Annotated in this window: 18 protein-coding genes; 8 read left to right on the forward strand and 10 right to left on the reverse strand. The window is 55.5% G+C overall.

The features are described 5' to 3' along the window. Positions 1 to 53 precede the first annotated feature (53 nt). From BN2591_RS02505 to pspF, 8 genes are all read right to left on the reverse strand, one after another. Positions 54 to 1,211 (reverse strand): carboxymuconolactone decarboxylase family protein, encoded by a 1,158-nt coding sequence (locus BN2591_RS02505; RefSeq protein ID WP_086868708.1) that lies wholly within the window; start codon positions 1,209 to 1,211, stop codon positions 54 to 56. 177 nt (positions 1,212 to 1,388) lie between these two features. Beyond that, entirely contained in the window at positions 1,389 to 2,177 is a 789-nt protein-coding gene (fabI, locus tag BN2591_RS02510; RefSeq protein ID WP_086868710.1) for an enoyl-ACP reductase FabI, read from the reverse strand. A gap of 121 nt (positions 2,178 to 2,298) precedes the next feature. Continuing rightward, complete coding sequence (sapF, locus tag BN2591_RS02515; RefSeq protein WP_086868712.1) at positions 2,299 to 3,105, reverse strand: putrescine export ABC transporter ATP-binding protein SapF; 807 nt, start codon at positions 3,103 to 3,105, stop codon at positions 2,299 to 2,301. Between the two features lies 1 nt (position 3,106). Next, positions 3,107 to 4,099, reverse strand: a complete 993-nt coding sequence (sapD, locus tag BN2591_RS02520; RefSeq protein WP_086868714.1) for a putrescine export ABC transporter ATP-binding protein SapD — start codon at positions 4,097 to 4,099, stop codon at positions 3,107 to 3,109. Next, positions 4,099 to 4,989, reverse strand: coding sequence for a putrescine export ABC transporter permease SapC (gene sapC / locus BN2591_RS02525; protein ID WP_086868716.1), 891 nt, complete (start codon positions 4,987 to 4,989; stop codon positions 4,099 to 4,101). The genes sapD and sapC overlap by 1 nt, the downstream gene beginning before the upstream one ends. Then, positions 4,976 to 5,941 (reverse strand): putrescine export ABC transporter permease SapB, encoded by a 966-nt coding sequence (gene sapB / locus BN2591_RS02530; RefSeq protein ID WP_016495891.1) that lies wholly within the window; start codon positions 5,939 to 5,941, stop codon positions 4,976 to 4,978. The genes sapC and sapB overlap by 14 nt, the downstream gene beginning before the upstream one ends. Then, positions 5,938 to 7,578: an ABC transporter substrate-binding protein SapA gene (gene sapA / locus BN2591_RS02535; protein ID WP_086869911.1), complete on the reverse strand. Its 1,641-nt coding sequence runs from the start codon at positions 7,576 to 7,578 to the stop codon at positions 5,938 to 5,940. Before sapA ends, sapB begins: the two co-directional genes overlap by 4 nt. A gap of 98 nt (positions 7,579 to 7,676) precedes the next feature. Next, complete coding sequence (pspF, locus tag BN2591_RS02540) at positions 7,677 to 8,657, reverse strand: phage shock protein operon transcriptional activator (protein ID WP_086868718.1); 981 nt, start codon at positions 8,655 to 8,657, stop codon at positions 7,677 to 7,679. Between the two features lie 167 nt (positions 8,658 to 8,824). Between pspF and pspA the strand changes: the two genes are divergently transcribed. The 7 genes from pspA (at position 8,825) to tyrR (ending at position 14,544) form a co-directional block, all read left to right on the forward strand. Then, a complete protein-coding gene (gene pspA / locus BN2591_RS02545; RefSeq protein ID WP_016495894.1) occupies positions 8,825 to 9,493 on the forward strand; it encodes a phage shock protein PspA in 669 nt (222 codons plus the stop codon). Between the two features lie 53 nt (positions 9,494 to 9,546). Continuing rightward, on the forward strand, positions 9,547 to 9,771 hold the full coding sequence (gene pspB, locus BN2591_RS02550; protein WP_086868720.1) for an envelope stress response membrane protein PspB: 225 nt from the start codon (positions 9,547 to 9,549) through the stop codon (positions 9,769 to 9,771). After that, positions 9,771 to 10,130, forward strand: coding sequence for an envelope stress response membrane protein PspC (gene pspC / locus BN2591_RS02555; protein ID WP_086868722.1), 360 nt, complete (start codon positions 9,771 to 9,773; stop codon positions 10,128 to 10,130). The genes pspB and pspC overlap by 1 nt, the downstream gene beginning before the upstream one ends. A gap of 9 nt (positions 10,131 to 10,139) precedes the next feature. After that, positions 10,140 to 10,376, forward strand: coding sequence for a phage shock protein PspD (gene pspD / locus BN2591_RS02560; RefSeq protein ID WP_086868724.1), 237 nt, complete (start codon positions 10,140 to 10,142; stop codon positions 10,374 to 10,376). A 39-nt stretch (positions 10,377 to 10,415) separates the two neighbouring features. Continuing rightward, the gene (locus tag BN2591_RS02565) at positions 10,416 to 11,813 is read left to right on the forward strand and encodes a YcjX family GTP-binding protein (RefSeq protein ID WP_086869913.1); all 1,398 of its coding nucleotides are present in this window, start codon (positions 10,416 to 10,418) and stop codon (positions 11,811 to 11,813) included. Beyond that, entirely contained in the window at positions 11,810 to 12,859 is a 1,050-nt protein-coding gene (locus BN2591_RS02570) for a YcjF family protein (protein WP_086868726.1), read from the forward strand. The genes BN2591_RS02565 and BN2591_RS02570 overlap by 4 nt, the downstream gene beginning before the upstream one ends. A gap of 143 nt (positions 12,860 to 13,002) precedes the next feature. Further along, entirely contained in the window at positions 13,003 to 14,544 is a 1,542-nt protein-coding gene (gene tyrR, locus BN2591_RS02575; RefSeq protein ID WP_086868728.1) for a transcriptional regulator TyrR, read from the forward strand. 49 nt (positions 14,545 to 14,593) lie between these two features. Here tyrR and tpx read toward each other — a convergent pair whose 3' ends face one another. Next, positions 14,594 to 15,100 carry a thiol peroxidase gene (gene tpx, locus BN2591_RS02580; protein WP_086868730.1) on the reverse strand — a complete coding sequence of 169 codons (507 nt, stop codon included), beginning with the start codon at positions 15,098 to 15,100 and terminating at the stop codon, positions 14,594 to 14,596. A 117-nt stretch (positions 15,101 to 15,217) separates the two neighbouring features. Here tpx and ycjG point away from each other — a divergent pair, with 117 nt between their 5' ends. Continuing rightward, positions 15,218 to 16,183: an L-Ala-D/L-Glu epimerase gene (gene ycjG / locus BN2591_RS02585; RefSeq protein ID WP_086868732.1), complete on the forward strand. Its 966-nt coding sequence runs from the start codon at positions 15,218 to 15,220 to the stop codon at positions 16,181 to 16,183. Here the strand turns inward: ycjG and mpaA are convergent. After that, on the reverse strand, positions 16,174 to 16,887 hold the full coding sequence (gene mpaA, locus BN2591_RS02590; protein ID WP_086868734.1) for a murein tripeptide amidase MpaA: 714 nt from the start codon (positions 16,885 to 16,887) through the stop codon (positions 16,174 to 16,176). The genes ycjG and mpaA overlap by 10 nt on opposite strands. Positions 16,888 to 16,913: the final 26 nt, after the last annotated feature.

Genomic DNA, 16,913 nt, shown 5'->3' on the forward strand with positions numbered 1-16,913 from the left:
ATGCTGTGCAATCGGCGGCAAGAGTACTTGCGCTGCGCTATATCAGCCTGTGGTTACACGCTTTGCCCGAGAGCGATATGCAGTCGGTTTAACCAGCCGTGCAGCGCACAAGCGACAAGCAAACTCATTGCCGCCTGGCGGCTGTAGCCGTGTTCCTCAAGCTGTAAAAATTGCGTGGGGCTAAACCTGTCCGGTGCGCAGGTAAGCATCTGAACCGCTTGCACCAGGGCACTCTCTTTGTTTTTTCCCGCCAGCACACGATTGAGCTCGCGGCTGCCCGCGCGCAGCGCCTGCACCATGACTTCATCGCCGTCGCCACGTTGTACACGTTGGCTAAAACAACTCGTGCTGCCGTTGAGACGCGCGGTGTAGGCTGTCACCAGCCAGCTCTGCTGTTTATTAGGGCTGGTTTCAGCCACCTGTTCGCACATTTCGCCCAACTCATTGAGCAGCAGATGTTCATGCGCTAACAAAGGGGCAAGCAGGCGTAATTCCGGCAGCGGTTGCCAGCGCGCTAATGACTCCATTTGCGGAGCATTCGCAATACGTAAATCGACAATATCGATGCCGGGCTGCCATTGAGTAATGGTATCGCTAAAAAGTGCGGCGTCCGCTTCTTGCTGGGTTTCCATGCCGGGGATAAACCGCACGGGCTGGCCGAGCGATGCCTGAAGGACGGCGACAACGCGCGCCTGAAAAGCAACAAAGCCGATAATCTGATTGATGATCACCAGGTCATACAGCGTTAACCCCACGTCTTCCAGCTGTTGTCGCGCACGTGCGTCGATAACCGAGGGAGAGGCGGCAAGTTGCCGCGCATGTTGGGTAATTTGTGCCAGTCGGTAGTTGCTCTCCCGTGACGAGTCCGGGCCGGATAACGGCGCCAGTCGCGCGGCGTAGTGGTTACATAAGCGTTGAACGCCGAATACCTGCGCCGCCGTCAGGGCGGTGCTGAGGCGATCATAGGCGCTGAAGGTGCGTAAACGGCTGGTGCTTACGCGCTGCGGAAATAACAGGGCATAGAGTTTTCGTGCGGGCGAAACAATGCCGTCAAGGTCGGTTTTTTGTTTTTCCGGCAGGGCGAGGTCGAGCAGAAAAGGGTCGTTTACTGTGGCCGCTTCGGGAACTAACGGTAGCGCATGTGCCCGGCTGGCACTCGACTGGGTTTCATGATACCAGTGGCTTTTGCCTTCAATCCGGCGTTGTTCCATGGTCGTTCCTTGGTCTGAAAGTGGCGATCCGGATACGACGGCATCTCATTGTCGCCGGATCTTTTTTGCTGCTTAATCCTGGCGTAATGAAGGAGAGGGATGAAAGATTGTTAGGTGATAATAAATATCAGAATGGCATATCGAAAAACGCCCCTTCAGGAGAAGGGGCGGTGAGGATTATTTAATTTCCAGCTCGTTCATGGCAGCGATATTGAAACCACCGTCCACATGAACCACTTCACCGGAGATACCGGCAGAGAGGTCGGAGCACAGGAATGCGGCGGAGTTACCCACGTCCTCGATGGTCACAGTACGGCGAATCGGGGTAACGGCTTCGCAGTGCGCCAGCATTTTACGGAAATCTTTAATGCCGGAGGCGGCCAGCGTACGGATCGGACCGGCGGAGATACCGTTAACGCGCACGCCTTCCGGACCCATCGCGTTCGCCATATAGCGGACGTTTGCTTCCAGAGAAGCTTTTGCCAGACCCATTACGTTGTAGTTCGGGATCGCACGCTCAGCGCCCAGATAAGAGAGCGTCAGCAGCGCTGAACCCGGGTTCAGCATTTCGCGGCAGGCTTTCGCCAGCGCCACAAAGCTGTAGGAGCTGATGTCGTGGGCGATTTTAAAGCCTTCGCGGGTTACCGCGTTCACGTAGTCGCCATCCAGCTGATCGCCCGGTGCGAAACCGATGGAGTGAACGAAACCGTCAAACTTCGGCCAGCTTTTCGCCAGATCGGTGAACAGGGCGTCGATGCTCTCATCTTTAGCGACATCACATTCCAGAACGATGCTGGAACCCAGCTGGGCGGCAAACTCTTCAACGCGGCCTTTCAGCTTGTCGTTCTGGTAGGTGAATGCCAGCTCAGCGCCTTCGCGGTGCATAGCCTGTGCGATGCCGTATGCGATGGACAGTTTGCTGGCAACGCCAGTTACCAGAATGCGCTTACCGGAAAGAAAACCCATAGCTCTAATCCTTATATTCATTGTTGTGGCGAGCGCCATCATGTGGGGCGATCGTCGTTAAAACGCGGCGATTCTATCATGAGTCGCCGGATGAGTTAATCCGACCACTGAAACTATTGAATCAGCGGTCTTTTCGCCAGGCATCGGCTGTTAACGCTTCGCCAAAATGCCCGGCTATTAAACGTTTTGTTAAATCATGCAGCGGCGAGGCGAGCACATCGGCAGTGCTGCCGCGCTCGACAACTTCACCCTGGTGCATAACCAAAACCTGATCGCTGATATGTTTCATCATGCCGATGTGCTGGGTGACATAAATATAAGAGATACCCTGTTTTTCCTGTAATTCCAGCATCAGATTAATTAACTGCGAACGCATCGACATATCCAGTGACGCCAGCGCTTCGTCAGCAATAATCACCTTTGGACGCAGGATTAATGCGCGCGCCAACCCCAGGCGCTGTTTTTGGCCCGGTGCCAGCATATAGGGGTAATAACTGACATGATCCGGCAACAGGCCGACCATGCGCAGCGTCTCCAGAATGCGCTTCTGGCGGACTTCCGGCTCCAGATCTGTGTTCAGGCGCAACGGGAAATCGAGGATTTGCGACAGTCGCTGGCGCGGGTTCAGCGAGGTGGTTGGATCCTGGAAAATCATGCGAATGTGCTGGCTGCGAAAGGTGTAATCGCCGTAATGCAACGGTTTATCGTCAATCATCAGTTCGCCGGATGAAGGTTCGACCATTCCGGCCAGCATTTTCGCCAGCGTCGATTTACCGGAACCGTTCTCACCAATAATCGCCAGCGTCTGTTTTTCCCGCAGGGTGAAACTCAGCGGTTTCACCGCTTCAACAGTCTGGCGGCGGAACCAGCCGGTACGATAACGGAAGGTTTTGCTCAGATTGCGCACTTCAAGCAAGGTTTCGACCATTTCACTCACTCTCCATATTCAGCGGGAAATGGCAGGCGAAGAGATGATTTCTTGCACCGGCTAGCCGCGGCGTTTCCACACATTTACGTTGGGCGTAAGGGCAGCGAGGTCCCAGGCGGCAGCCGATCGGCAACTGCTCCAGCAACGGAATAGCGCCAGGCATGGTATTCAGGCGGCTTTTATGCGGCATTGCGCTGCCGAAATCCGGGATCGCGCGAATCAACGCCTGCGTATAGGGGTGATGTGGTGTTGCGATCAACTCTTCGCTCGGCGCGGTCTCCACGGTCTGGCCGCAATACATCACATTGATGCGATCGGCCCATTTGCTCAGCATCTGCAAATCATGGCTGATCAACATAATGGTGGTGTTGTTGTTCTGATTGAGCCTGTCGAGCAGGCGAAAAATTTGCGCCTGGGTGGTCGGTTCCATCGCGTTCGTCGGTTCATCGGCAATCAGCAACCGCGGCTGGTTGGCCAGCGCGATAGCAATCATCACTTTCTGGCATTCACCTTCAGTCAGCTCATAAGGAAAGCTGCGCATCGCATCTTTGTGATCTTTAATGCCAACACGGTGCAGCAGTTCAATGGCGCGGCGCTTACGCCAGCCAAAACGCTGCCACAAGCTGCCTTTCCACGTCCAGCCGGGGATGTTCTGCATCAGCTGTTTGCCCACGCGCTCGGAGGGATCGAGACAGGATTGCGGTTCCTGGAAAATCATCGATACGTTGTGGCCCAGCAACTTGCGGCGCTCGCGTGCGGAGAGCCGCAGCAGATCGATATCATCGAAGCGCATACGGTCTGCGGTAACGCGCCAGTTGTCTTTGGTAACGCCACAAATCGCTTTAGCAATCAGGCTCTTGCCAGAGCCAGACTCGCCAACCAGCCCACGAATTTCACCTTCTGCCAGCGTCAGGCTGACGCGATCGACGGCTTTTACCCAATCCTCACCGGTTTTCACTTCGATGGTGAGATTACGAATATCAAGAAGCGGCATTATTCCACCCCCGCTGTGATCGCGCGGCGAATCCCGTCGCCAAGAATATTCACCAGCAACACGCTCACCATAATTGCCGCGCCCGGCAGCATGACCGTCCACGGCGCTACATAAATCAGCTCCAGCGCGTCACCGAGCATCGCTCCCCATTCCGGAGACGGGAGTTGCGCGCCCAGGTCGAGAAAACCGAGTGCGGCGATATCAAGGATCGCCATCGACAGCGCGCGAGTAATTTCTGTCACCATGCCTGCGGTAATGTTTGGCAGCACGGCAAACCACAGAATATTCATGGTGGACGCGCCATCGAGCCGCGCGGCGACCACATACTCTTTTTCCAGCTCGTCATGCACCATGCTGTAAACCGAACGCACCATGCGCGGCAGCAGCGCCAGCCAGACGGCAAACATCGCATGGGAGAGATGCGGACCTGCGAACGCCACCACAATAATCGCCAGCAGCAGTGTCGGTAGCGACAGCAGGGTGTCGAGAATATGGTTCAGCACCGCCGAGCGCAGGCCGTGAGTACAACCGGCGAAAACGCCAAGCGCCAGCCCGCAAAGCGTTGCCGCAAGCGTGACGATAAAGGCGCCGCCCACCGTTGGCGCTGCACCGCTCAGCAAACGGCTTAATACATCGCGCCCCAAATCATCCGTACCAAGGAAAAACGAAACATCGCCATAGCGCGACCATGAGGGGGGCAATAACTGATAACCGAGGAATTGCTGGTCAATGCCGTAGGGGGCAAACCAGTGACCGAAAATACACAGCAGCAGCAACGCGCCGCAGCCATACAGGCCGATCATCGCGGTGGTATCGCCATAAAATTTGCGCCACGCGGTTCGCAGCGCGCCTGGCGGGCGTTTTTCGCTGTAGACGCTATCGTAAGGCATACCATTCCTTATGTTTCAACGGATTAGCCAGTGCGCCGAGGATATCGGACAGCACGTTCACAATAATAACCAGTGAGCCTACCACCATTACACCTGCGGAAATCGCCGCATAATCCTGCTGGCGAATCGCATTAATCAACCAGCGTCCCAGTCCTGGCCAACTGAACACCATTTCGGTGATCATCGCCAGCGTCAGCATGGTCGAAAATTGCAGGCCGAGACGGGGAATAACCGGCGGCAGGGCGTTATGCAAAACATGGCGGCGCAGAATAGTGAGCCGCGAAAGGCCGCGCGTCGCTGCCGCTTTGATGTAGTTTTTATCAAACACGTCGATGGTGCTGATGCGCATCAGGCGAATAACTTCGGTGGTCGGTGCCACCGCCAGCGTTAACACTGGCAATACGACATGTCGTAAGGCGCTGATAATCATCTCTTCGCGCCACGGCGAATCGGAGAGCCAGGCATCAATCAACGAAAAACCGGTCACGGTTTTGACTTCGTAAAGCAGGTCAAAACGACCAGACACCGGCAGCCAGCCTAGATTCAGCGAGAAAAACAGGGTCAGGAGCAGCGCCAGCCAGAACACCGGGATTGAAAAGCCCAGCAGCGCAAAGGCGCTGATCATTTTATCCTGCCACTTGCCGCGCATCACACCCGCCAGCATGCCGACCGGGATACCCACCAATAATGCTGAGCCAAACGCCAGCAGGCACAGCTCCATGGTGGCAGGAAACACCTCTTTAAGCTGTTCTGAAATTAACTGGCCATTAATGCTGGAAACGCCGAAATCCCAGTGCAGCAAACCGTTAAACCAGAACACCCAGGCATTCCACAGCGACGCGCCCTGAAGCGGGGCGTGGGGCGTAAAATAGCTCAGGCTAAAGCCAACGAAAGTCAGTAAAAAAAGCGTGACCAGCAGCAGTAACAGGCGGCGCAGGGTAAAGATAATCATGGTGGCGAAACCTCTTGTTTTTCCCGCGAAACACCGGCAAAGGAGGCGCTACCAAACGGGCTCAGCACCAGGCCTTTAATGTCATAGCGATACGCCTGCAAACGCAGGGAAGAGGCCAGCGGTAACACCGGCAATTCGCGCGCCAGTATCTGTTGAGCCTCGTCATAATCATCAATACGGGCGGCAAGCTGCTGTGAAGCCAGCGCTTTTTGTAACACCTCGTCGAATTCACGGTTGCACCAGTGCGCGAAATTGGTCTGCGAGTTGATTGCCGCGCAACTGAGCATCGGGCGGAAGAAACTGTCCGGATCGTTACTGTCTGTCGCCCAGCCGGCAAGGGTTAAATCATGATTCATATCCATCAGCCGCGCTTCCTGGAAACGGCCTTCCACCGGGACAATAATCACTTTTACACCGACCTGCGCCATATCTGCCTGAATCAGCTCGGCGGTTTTCAACGGGCTTGGGTTCCACGCCTGTGAACTGGTCGGTACCCACAATTGCAGCGTCAGATTTTCCAGCCCCAGCGCTTTCAGGCGTTCGCGGGCCTGCGCCGGATCGTACTCGGTGATCTTCGCTTCGTTATCATAAGCCCAGGAGGCGCGCGGCAATATTGAGGCGGCTGTTTCAGCGGTGCCGTAGTAAATCGACTGCATCAGACGCTGATTATTGATGGCCAGCGCCAGCGCGTGGCGCACTTCTGGATTATTCAGCGGCGGTTTGTTGGTGTTAAACGCCAGGTAGGCAATGTTCATACCCGGGCGCAGTGTAAGTCGTAAACGCGGGTCATCGCGCAAAATCGTTAACTGACTGGCGGCAGGCCAGGCCAGCACATCGCACTCACCGGTTAACAACTTAGACAAACGCCCGGTGCCACCGGAGCCGAGATCGACCACCACTTGCTGCATCAACGGCTCACCACGCCAGAACTTTTCGTGACGTTGTAACCGAATATATTGCCCGGCACGGTATTCATCCAGTTGATAAGGCCCGGTACCGACCGGTTGTCGATCAAGCAACTCCTGGCGATCGCTTTTCTCTAACTGAGCGGCGTATTCCGCCGACATTACCGAAGCATAGTGTGTCGCCAGATGCCATAAAAAGGAGGCATCCGGTTTTTTCAGGCGGAATTCAACCGTGCGGTTATCCAGCTTGCGTACACTGTCGACGGAATCGGCAAACTGCAAGCTGTCGAAATAGGGGAAGTTACCGCCGTTGACGTTATGCCAGGGATGATTGCGCGAGAAAATGCGCTGGAAGGTAAAAACTACATCATCGGCGTTCAGCGCGCGGTGCGGCGTAAACCAGGCTGTTTTTTGGAATGCCACACCGTCGCGCAGGCGAAAGCGGTAGGTCGCGCCGTTATCGAGCACTTCCCAGCTTTCCGCCAGCTCCGGAACCAGCCGGTAGGTATAAGGATCGACATCCAGCAAGCGATCATAAAGCTGCGCTGCCAGCGTATCGACAATCAGGCCGCTGCTGACTTTTTGCGGGTTAAAGGTATCGACCTGGCCATTGACACAATAGACAAAGCCGCTGTCGCGAATATCCGCTTGCTCAGAAAGCGGTGTCGCCGCTTGCGCAAAACCTGTCGCCAGGCTTGCGGTCAATAGCAGGGAAGAGAAAACCAGACGCATGATTTTTTCAACGATTTTAAATTCATGTGCAAAGTGTATCGCACTTGCCATGGCTTCGTACAAATGTCTGCTTACGACTGCTGTTATTGTCGGCGATTTCAGCTTATTTGGTGCTTTTTGAGCAGCGCGCGCAGTTGGTGGTAGGTGAGCCCGAGCAACTCCGCCGCGCGTTTTTGGTTAAATTTCGCCTGCTGCAGGCTGGTTTGCAGCAACGCTTTTTCTTGATCGAACTGGAATTGGCGTAAATCCAGCGGCAAAGCCGGTAACTCTGCCGCCTCCCGCTCAGTTTGTGGTTGGCTGGTGATGTCACGGTTGAAAGGATCAAGGATGATGTCGTCAAGCGGCGTATCGCTGCTGCCGTGGCGGTAAACCGAGCGCTCCACCACGTTTTTGAGTTCGCGGATATTGCCAGGCCATGAATAACCCATCAGTACGTCGCGCGCGCGATCGGTAAAACCGGGGAAGAGTGGCATTTTTAGTTCCCGACACATCTGAATCGCAAAATGATCCGCCATCAGCATGATGTCGCTCTTGCGTTGGCGAAGCGGTGGCAGAAGCACAACATCAAAGGCCAGCCGGTCGAGCAAATCCGCGCGAAATGTGCCGTCCTGTACCATTTGCGGCAGATCGGCGTTAGTGGCGCAAACCAGCCGGACATTGACCTGTAACGGCTGGCTTCCGCCGACGCGCTCCAGCTCGCCATATTCAATCACCCGCAGCAACTTTTCCTGCACCAGCATTGGCGCGGTGGCCAGTTCATCAAGAAACAGCGTTCCGCCATCGGCACGTTCAAACCGGCCCGGATGGCGCTTTTGCGCGCCAGTAAACGCGCCCGCTTCATGGCCGAAAAGTTCGGTATCAAGCAGGTTTTCATTCAGTGCCGCGCAGTTAAGCGAAATGAACGGTCCTTGCCAGCGCGAAGAGAGAAAGTGCAAACGGTTTGCGATCAGCTCCTTACCCGTACCACGTTCACCAATGATCAGCACCGGCTTATCGATTGGCGCGAGGCGCGAAACCTGTTCCAGCACCTCAATAAAGCTGTTGGCCTCGCCGAGCAAGTTATCCTTTTGTTCCGACATGATGAAATTCGCCACTAGTTAGTGATATTAACTACTCTAGACTAAGTTATCGTTGCGGTAAAACTATTCATCTGCTTTATATTCAATAAGATAAAAAATTGGCACGCTGTTTGTAATAGTCCAGCAGCAGGGCTGAGCCCGATTACAGAAATCAAGAGGAACAGATTATGGGTATTTTTTCTCGTTTTGCCGACATCGTGAACGCCAACATCAATTCACTGCTGGAAAAAGCCGAAGATCCGCAAAAGCTGGTACGTCTGATGATCCAGGAGATGGAAGATACGCTGGTGGAGGTTCGTTCGACTTCAGCGCGTGCGCTGGCGGAGAAAAAACAGCTGACGCGTCGCATTGAGCAAGCGAGTGCGCAGCAGGCCGAGTGGCAGGAGAAAGCCGAGCTGGCACTGCGTAAAGATAAAGACGATCTGGCGCGTGCTGCGCTGATTGAAAAGCAAAAACTGACAGCGCTGATTGAAACGCTTGAGCAGGAAGTGACACTGGTAGATGAAAGCCTGACGCGGATGAAAAAAGAGATCGGCGAGCTGGAAAATAAACTCAGCGAAACCCGCGCCCGCCAGCAGGCATTAACGTTACGCCACCAGGCGGCCAGCTCATCGCGCGATGTCCGTCGTCAGCTCGACAGCGGCAAACTGGATGAAGCGATGGCGCGCTTTGAATCGTTCGAGCGTCGTATCGACCAGATGGAAGCTGAAGCGGAAAGCCATGGCTTTGGTAAGCAAAAATCGCTGGATCAGCAATTTGCAGAACTGCGTGCCGATGACGAAATCAGCGAGCAACTGGCGCAGTTGAAAGCCAAAATGAAACAAGACAACGAATAATAATAACGGCGGCATCAGAAGATGCCGCTCCTCATCCGCTGTAAGGAGTACACATGAGCACGCTGTTTCTGGCTATACCCCTGACCCTTTTCATTCTGTTTGTGTTGCCGGTCTGGTTATGGCTGCATTACAACAATCGCACTTCACGCGGCGAGCTTAACCAGAACGAGCAGCAGCGCTTACTTCAGCTTTCCGAAGAGGCCGCGAGGATGCGTGAACGTATTCAGGCGCTGGAAGATATTCTTGATGCTGAGCACCCGAACTGGAGAGACCGCTAATGGCAACCCTCGATCTTAATAAAAAGTTATGGCGCATCCCGCAACGCGGAAAAATCGGTGGTGTCTGTGCGGGCATCGCGCAGTATCTGGATATTCGCGTCAAAGTCGTGCGTATTCTCGCCATTCTGGCGATGTTTTTCGGGCTGTTTTTCTTTGTTGTGGCGGCGTATATCGTGCTGTTTTTTGTGCTTGATCCGCTGCCGGACAATTATGCCGAGAGCGAAAAGGTACCGAGCAGCAGCGAATTACTGGATGCGGTAGACGCACAACTTGCCGCGGGAGAAACCCGTTTGCGCCAGATGGAGCGTTATGTCACGTCAGACACGTTCTCGCTGCGCAGCCGTTTCCGTCAGTTATAGGAGCAAAATATGAATCAACGCTGGCAACAGGTTCACCGTAACGTCAAACCCGGTTTGCAGATTGTCGGTAAGCTGGCGTTGCTGACTGCGCTGCGCTATGGCCCGGCAGGTGTCGCGGGTTGGGCGGTGAAATCCGTCGCCCGACGCCCGGTTAAGCTGCTACTGGCGTTCGCGCTGGAGCCGCTGTTGAAGCGCGCCGCGAATAAATTTTCTCGCCGCTTCATGTCGCAAAACGAGATAAAATAAGGAATTACGGCTGAAGCTCTAAGGCGAAACACAATGGCGATGGATCGATTTCGTAACGAATTGAATGCGCTGGTTAACCGCGGAATGGACAGGCATTTGCGACTGGCGGTAACCGGCCTGAGCCGCAGTGGCAAAACCGCATTTATTACCGCACTGGTTAATCAATTACTCAACATTCACGCAGGTTCACGTCTGCCGCTGCTAAGCGCCGTGCGCGAAGAGCGGCTGCTCGGCGTAAAACGCGTGCCGCAGCGTGATTTTGGTATTCCCCGTTTCACCTACGATGAAGGGCTGGCGCAGTTATATGGATCGCCGCCGGTCTGGCCGACGCCGACGCGCGGCGTCAGTGAAATCCGCCTTGCGCTACGTTTTCGCTCTAACGATTCGCTGCTGCGCCATTTCAAAGAGACTTCGACGCTCTATCTGGAAATTGTCGACTATCCCGGCGAATGGCTGCTGGATTTACCGATGCTGGCGCAGGATTACCTGAACTGGTCGCGGCAAATGACCGGCTTGTTGCAGGGACAGAGGCTGGCATGGTCGGAAAAATGGCAGAAATTGTGCGCGGATCTCGATCCGCTGGACCCGGCAGACGAAAACCGGCTGGCAGAAATCGCTGCGGCATGGACGGACTATTTGCATCAGTGCAAACGAGAAGGCCTGCACTTTATTCAACCCGGCCGTTTTGTCCTGCCCGGCGATATGGCTGGCGCGCCTGCGCTACAATTCTTCCCGTGGCCGGACGTTGACGGCACCGGGGAAGCGAAACTCGCGCAGGCGGGTAAACAGACCAATGCCGGGATGCTGCGCGAACGTTACAACTATTATTGCGAGCAGGTCGTCAAAGGGTTCTATAAACACCATTTCCTCAAGTTTGATCGCCAGATTGTGCTGGTCGATTGCCTTCAGCCGCTGAACAACGGGCCGCAGGCCTATAATGATATGCGGCTTGCGCTCACGCAACTGATGCAAAGTTTCCGCTACGGCCAGCGCACGCTGTTTCGCCGCCTCTTTGCGCCGGTTATCGACAAACTCTTATTTGCTGCCACCAAAGCCGATCATATTACGGTCGATCAGCACACCAATATGGTGTCTCTACTACAGCAGTTGATCCAGGACGCCTGGCAAAATGCGGCGTTTGAAGGCATCAGTATGGATTGTCTGGGGCTGGCTGCTGTGCAGGCGACGCAAAGCGGCATTATTGATGTGAATGGCGAGAAGATTCCGGCGCTGCGCGGGCATCGTCTGAACGATGGCGCGCCGCTAACTTTCTATCCGGGTGAAGTGCCCGCACGATTGCCGGGGCAGGCGTTCTGGGACAAGCAAGGATTTAACTTTGAGGCGTTTCGCCCGCCAGTGATGGATGTTGATACACCGCTACCGCATATTCGCCTTGATGCGGCGCTGGAGTTTTTGATTGGAGATAAATTGCGATGACCGAGCCGCTAAAACCGAGAATCGATTTCGCAGGCCCGCTGGAAGCGGAAAACAGCGTGCAGTTTAAGCGCGCGCAAACCTTTAACGATAAGCAAGCGGAAAACTTTGCTCCCACTTTGGTTGATGAACTACCGGAAGAGGGGCAGGCTGAAGCGGTGGTTGAGGCCGCGCTGCGGCCAAAACGGAGCCTGTGGCGCAAAATGGTTACCGCCGGGTTGACGCTGTTTGGCGTAAGCGTGGTGGGTCAGGGCGTGCAGTGGGCCATGAACGCCTGGCAAACGCAGGACTGGGTTGCACTGGGCGGCTGCGCCGCCGGCGCACTGATCGTTGGCGCCGGTGTCGGTTCGGTTGCCAGCGAGTGGCGACGGCTTTGGCGTTTGCGCCAGCGCGCGCAAGAACGCGATGAAGCGCGTGATTTGTTGCACAGCCATGCGACCGGAAAAGGGCGGGCGTTTTGCGAAAAACTGGCGCAGCAGGCAGGCATTGATCAGTCACATCCGGCGCTACAGCGCTGGTATGCGGCAATCCACGAAACGCACAACGATCGTGAAATTGTCAGTCTGTATGCGCATCTGGTTCAGCCCGTGCTGGATACGCAGGCACGGCGTGAAATCAGCCGCTCGGCGGCGGAATCCGCGCTGATGATAGCCGTCAGCCCGCTGGCGATGGTCGATATGGCTTTTATCGCCTGGCGCAATCTGCGACTTATCAACCGTATCGCCACACTGTACGGCATTGAACTCGGCTACTACAGCCGCCTGCGTTTGTTCCGCCTGGTGCTGCTGAATATCGCCTTCGCGGGCGCCAGCGAACTGGTGCGTGAAATTGGCATGGATTGGGTTTCGCAGGATTTGGCGGCCCGGCTTTCGGCGCGTGCTGCGCAGGGGATTGGTGCCGGGTTGTTGACGGCGCGCCTCGGTATTAAAGCGATGGAACTGTGCCGTCCGCTGCCGTGGCTTGATGACGATAAACCGCGCCTTGGCGATTTCCGCCGACAGTTGATTAGCCAGCTAAAAGAGACGCTTCAGAAACGACCCGCCGACTAAAAAAGCGGCGCTGCGCGTTTACCTTTACGCCGCAGTGCCGCTTTTCTCCGCAAACTGTCAATAATTGTTGACAGATAGCTTCCTGCAAACCGCGAAGTGGCTTATCATCCTTTCATTACGTGAATGAATAAGGGCGAATTCCCATGCGTCTTGAAGTTTTTTGTGAAGACCGGCTTGGTCTGACTCGCGAATTACTGGATTTACTGGTGCTGCGCGGTATCGACTTGCGCGGGATAGAAATTGACCCTGTCGGGCGGATCTACCTGAATTTCGCCGCGCTCGAATTTACCACCTTCAGCAGCCTGATGGCTGAAATTCGCCGTATTCCCGGCGTGACGGATGTGCGTACCGTGCTGTGGATGCCATCCGAACGCGAACACCGCGCGATGAGTGCGCTGCTTGAGGCGTTGCCGGAGCCGGTATTGTCGCTGGATATGAAAAGCAAAGTGGAACTGGCGAACCCGGCCAGTTGCCAGCTTTTCGCTCTGGATGCCGACAAACTCCGCAACCACAACGCGGTACAGCTGATTGCGGGGTTTAATTTTCAGCGCTGGCTCGACAGTAACCCGCAGAATTCGCATAACGAGCATGTCGTTATCGCCGGGCAAAATTTCCTGATGGAGATAACGCCGGTACACCTTGAAGGCGAAACCGGCGAACCGGTGTTGACCGGTGCGGTGGTGATGCTGCGTTCAACCATTCGTATGGGCCGCCAGTTACAAAACCTGAGCCAACAGGATGTTAGCGCCTTCAGTCAGATCGTCGCCGTGAGCCCGAAAATGCGTCAGGTGGTGGAACAGGCGCGGAAACTGGCGATGCTCACCGCGCCGCTGCTGATCACTGGCGATACCGGCACTGGTAAAGATTTGCTGGCGCATGCCTGCCATCTTGCCAGCCCGCGCGCGGCAAAACCCTACCTCGCGCTGAACTGCGCGTCGATTCCGGAAGAGTCCGTTGAAAGCGAGTTGTTTGGCCACGCGCCGGAAGGAAAAAAGGGCTTTTTCGAGCAGGCGAATGGCGGCTCGGTGCTGCTTGATGAGATTGGCGAAATGTCACCGCGTATGCAGGTAAAACTGCTGCGGTTTCTCAATGACGGCACGTTCCGCCGTGTGGGTGAAGATCATGAAGTGCATGTGGATGTGCGCGTGATCTGCGCAACACAGCGTAACCTTGTGGAGCTGGTGCAAAAGGGATTGTTCCGTGAAGATCTCTACTACCGCCTGAATGTGCTGACGCTGAACTTACCGCCGCTGCGCGATCGTCCGCAGGACATCATGCCGCTAACAGAGCTTTTTGTCGCCCGTTTTGCCGACGAGCAGGGCGTTCCCCGGCCCAAACTGTCGCAGGATGTGCATCAATTGCTCAACCGCTATGGCTGGCCCGGTAATGTGCGTCAGTTGAAAAACGCTATTTACCGTGCGCTAACGCAGCTGGAAGGCTACGAGCTGCGCGCCCAGGATATTCAACTGCCGGATTATGACGCCGCCACGGTGCCGGTGGGCGAAGATGCTATGGAGGGATCGCTGGATGAGATCACCAGCCGTTTCGAGCGTTCGGTGCTGATCCAGCTTTATCGCAACTATCCAAGCACGCGTAAACTGGCGAAGCGGCTCGGCGTTTCGCACACCGCGATTGCCAATAAGTTGCGGGAATATGGTTTGAGCCAGAAGAAGGGCGACGAGTAAAAAAGAAAAAGCCTCCATTGCGGAGGCTTTTTTGTGGGCGTCAGGTTAATTAACCTTTCAGCACATCCAGCGCGGCGGTGTAGTCCGGCTCGTTGGTGATCTCGTTGACCAACTGGCTGAAAACAACAGTATCGTTTTCGTCAATCACCACCACAGCTCGCGCCGCGAGGCCTTTCAGTGCGCCATCAGAGATGCCAACACCGTAATTTTCGAGGAAGTCAGCACTGCGCAGCGTCGAAAGCGTAATGACATTGCTCAGACCTTCAGCACCGCAAAAACGGGACTGGGCAAACGGCAGGTCAGCAGAAATGCACAGCACCACGGTGTTGTTCATCTCCGTGGCTAACTGGTTAAATTTACGCACAGAAGCCGCGCAAACGCCGGTATCGATGCTTGGGAAAATGTTCAGCACTTTACGTTTGCCAGCGAACTGGCTCAGTGTGACGTCAGACAGATCTTTAGCCACGAGCGTAAACGGCCTGGCTTTTGCGCCAGCCTGCGGGATAGCGCCTGCAACGGGAACCGGGTTGCCCTGAAAATGAACGAGTTGTGACATAATATCTTCCTGTTTACATATAGTTAACGTCAGCGCTAGTTTATGCCATCCGCGAAGAGCTCGGCAAACCAATTTTCATATCTATACTGGTTTAGACCTGCGGCAGAGGAGTGAGGAATGAGAACCGTCAAAGTGTATGAGGAAACCTGGCCGCTGCATACGCCATTTGTGATTTCGCGCGGTGCGCGCAACGAAGCGCGCGTGGTGGTGGTCGAGCTGGAAGAGGATGGTGTAAAAGCCGCCGGGGAATGTACGCCGTACCCGCGTTATGGTGAAAGCGAGGCCTCTGTCGTGGCGCAAATTATGACGATTGTGCCACAACTGGAAAACCACCTGACGCGCGAAGCGCTGCAAACACTCCTGCCGCCGGGCGCTGCGCGAAACGCTGTTGACTGCGCCTTGTGGGATCTGCAGGCGCGCAAAGCGGCTATCACGCTGGCTCAGTCCGCTGGCGTCAGTTTGCCGGAAACCATTGTCACCGCACAAACGGTGGTGATTGGCACACCGGAACAGATGGCAGCCAGCGCCGCCGCACTCAGTGAAAAGGGTGCTCAACTGCTGAAAATTAAGCTGGATGACCATTTGATAAGCGAAAGGCTGGTGGCAATTCGCGCTGCCGCGCCTGAAGCGACATTAATTGTCGATGCCAATGAGGCCTGGCACAGTGAAGGACTTGCCGCGCGTTGCCAGCTGCTGGCGGATCTTGGTGTTGCTATGCTGGAACAGCCGCTGCCGGCCGGTGAGGACGATGCACTGGCAAATTTCATTCATCCCTTGCCGATTTGCGCGGATGAGAGCTGCCATACCCGCGAAAGCCTGGCTCACCTGCATGGGCGCTATGAAATGGTGAATATCAAGCTGGATAAAACTGGCGGATTAACCGAAGCGCTGGCGCTGGCGCATGAAGCATCTCAACAAGGATTCACGCTAATGCTTGGCTGCATGATCTGTACGTCGCGCGCCATCGCGGCGGCGCTGCCGCTTGCCAGCCAGGTGCGTTTCGCCGATCTTGATGGCCCAACCTGGCTGGCGGTGGATGTTGAACCGGCGCTGCATTTCAGCACCGGTATGCTTCACCTTTGAGGATCCCAGTGCAGTAGCGCAGTCATGGCTGCAAGGTATTTCTCGCTGGCTTCATCAGAGGAGATGGGCGGGAATTCAACGGTGATACAGTGCAAATTGATATCTGCACACCAGCTGCCAAACGAGCCCGGCGTTTCGTAGCCAACGCTGGTGACCAGCGGCAGGGCAAATCTATCCGCGAGCCATTTCCCCAGCGCGCTTTGGCGGGGATCTTCCACGCAGGCCAGCGGATCGTGGAATGTTACGACCCACGCCGGATGAATACGATGGATAAGCTGGCAGAGCGCCTGCGTTTCCGGTTCTGAACCGGGCGTATCGCCTGTCAGCAGTACGACATCACGATCTTCCGCCGCACTGTTCCAGCGATACACCGTTTCACCGGGTTTCCAGTTGGCCGCCGGGAAATTACGGTTGAGATCAACCCCGTTGGCATTAGCACGCAGACCAAGCTGGCAACCATCCGGGTTGACCGCCAGCACCACGTGATGGTGACGTAAATCCGCGTTGAGTGTACGCAACGCGCAGGAGAGCGTCACCACGGAAGAATTCTCGTCACCGTGTGTTCCGGCGATGATGAGCCCGCTTTCACGCGTGGCCACTGGCGCGGGAAACCAGATGAGCGGCGCGCCTAACCGTGAGCGACCAAACTCTTCACTGCCGGGGGCAAATGCGCCTCGTTGAGCACGCGGACGTGTGGCTGGCATAGGCTTCCTTTTATTGTCGTTTGTTT

Origin of the sequence: Kosakonia pseudosacchari (assembly GCF_900184035.1) — a bacterium.
GTDB lineage: Bacteria > Pseudomonadota > Gammaproteobacteria > Enterobacterales > Enterobacteriaceae > Kosakonia > Kosakonia pseudosacchari.

Excerpts from the sequence above, each read along its gene's own strand:
- tyrR (WP_086868728.1), top strand. The coding sequence starts at position 13,003 with ATGCGTCTTGAAGTTTTTTGTGAAGACCGGCTTGGTCTGACTCGCGAA.
- fabI (WP_086868710.1), bottom strand. The coding sequence starts at position 2,177 with ATGGGTTTTCTTTCCGGTAAGCGCATTCTGGTAACTGGCGTTGCCAGC.
- mpaA (WP_086868734.1), bottom strand. The coding sequence starts at position 16,887 with ATGCCAGCCACACGTCCGCGTGCTCAACGAGGCGCATTTGCCCCCGGC.
- sapA (WP_086869911.1), bottom strand. The coding sequence starts at position 7,578 with ATGCGTCTGGTTTTCTCTTCCCTGCTATTGACCGCAAGCCTGGCGACA.
- BN2591_RS02505 (WP_086868708.1), bottom strand. The coding sequence starts at position 1,211 with ATGGAACAACGCCGGATTGAAGGCAAAAGCCACTGGTATCATGAAACC.
- sapB (WP_016495891.1), bottom strand. The coding sequence starts at position 5,941 with ATGATTATCTTTACCCTGCGCCGCCTGTTACTGCTGCTGGTCACGCTT.
- pspA (WP_016495894.1), top strand. The coding sequence starts at position 8,825 with ATGGGTATTTTTTCTCGTTTTGCCGACATCGTGAACGCCAACATCAAT.
- pspF (WP_086868718.1), bottom strand. The coding sequence starts at position 8,657 with ATGTCGGAACAAAAGGATAACTTGCTCGGCGAGGCCAACAGCTTTATT.
- ycjG (WP_086868732.1), top strand. The coding sequence starts at position 15,218 with ATGAGAACCGTCAAAGTGTATGAGGAAACCTGGCCGCTGCATACGCCA.
- sapC (WP_086868716.1), bottom strand. The coding sequence starts at position 4,989 with ATGCCTTACGATAGCGTCTACAGCGAAAAACGCCCGCCAGGCGCGCTG.
- pspC (WP_086868722.1), top strand. The coding sequence starts at position 9,771 with ATGGCAACCCTCGATCTTAATAAAAAGTTATGGCGCATCCCGCAACGC.
- pspD (WP_086868724.1), top strand. The coding sequence starts at position 10,140 with ATGAATCAACGCTGGCAACAGGTTCACCGTAACGTCAAACCCGGTTTG.
- sapD (WP_086868714.1), bottom strand. The coding sequence starts at position 4,099 with ATGCCGCTTCTTGATATTCGTAATCTCACCATCGAAGTGAAAACCGGT.
- pspB (WP_086868720.1), top strand. The coding sequence starts at position 9,547 with ATGAGCACGCTGTTTCTGGCTATACCCCTGACCCTTTTCATTCTGTTT.
- sapF (WP_086868712.1), bottom strand. The coding sequence starts at position 3,105 with ATGGTCGAAACCTTGCTTGAAGTGCGCAATCTGAGCAAAACCTTCCGT.
- BN2591_RS02570 (WP_086868726.1), top strand. The coding sequence starts at position 11,810 with ATGACCGAGCCGCTAAAACCGAGAATCGATTTCGCAGGCCCGCTGGAA.
- BN2591_RS02565 (WP_086869913.1), top strand. The coding sequence starts at position 10,416 with ATGGATCGATTTCGTAACGAATTGAATGCGCTGGTTAACCGCGGAATG.
- tpx (WP_086868730.1), bottom strand. The coding sequence starts at position 15,100 with ATGTCACAACTCGTTCATTTTCAGGGCAACCCGGTTCCCGTTGCAGGC.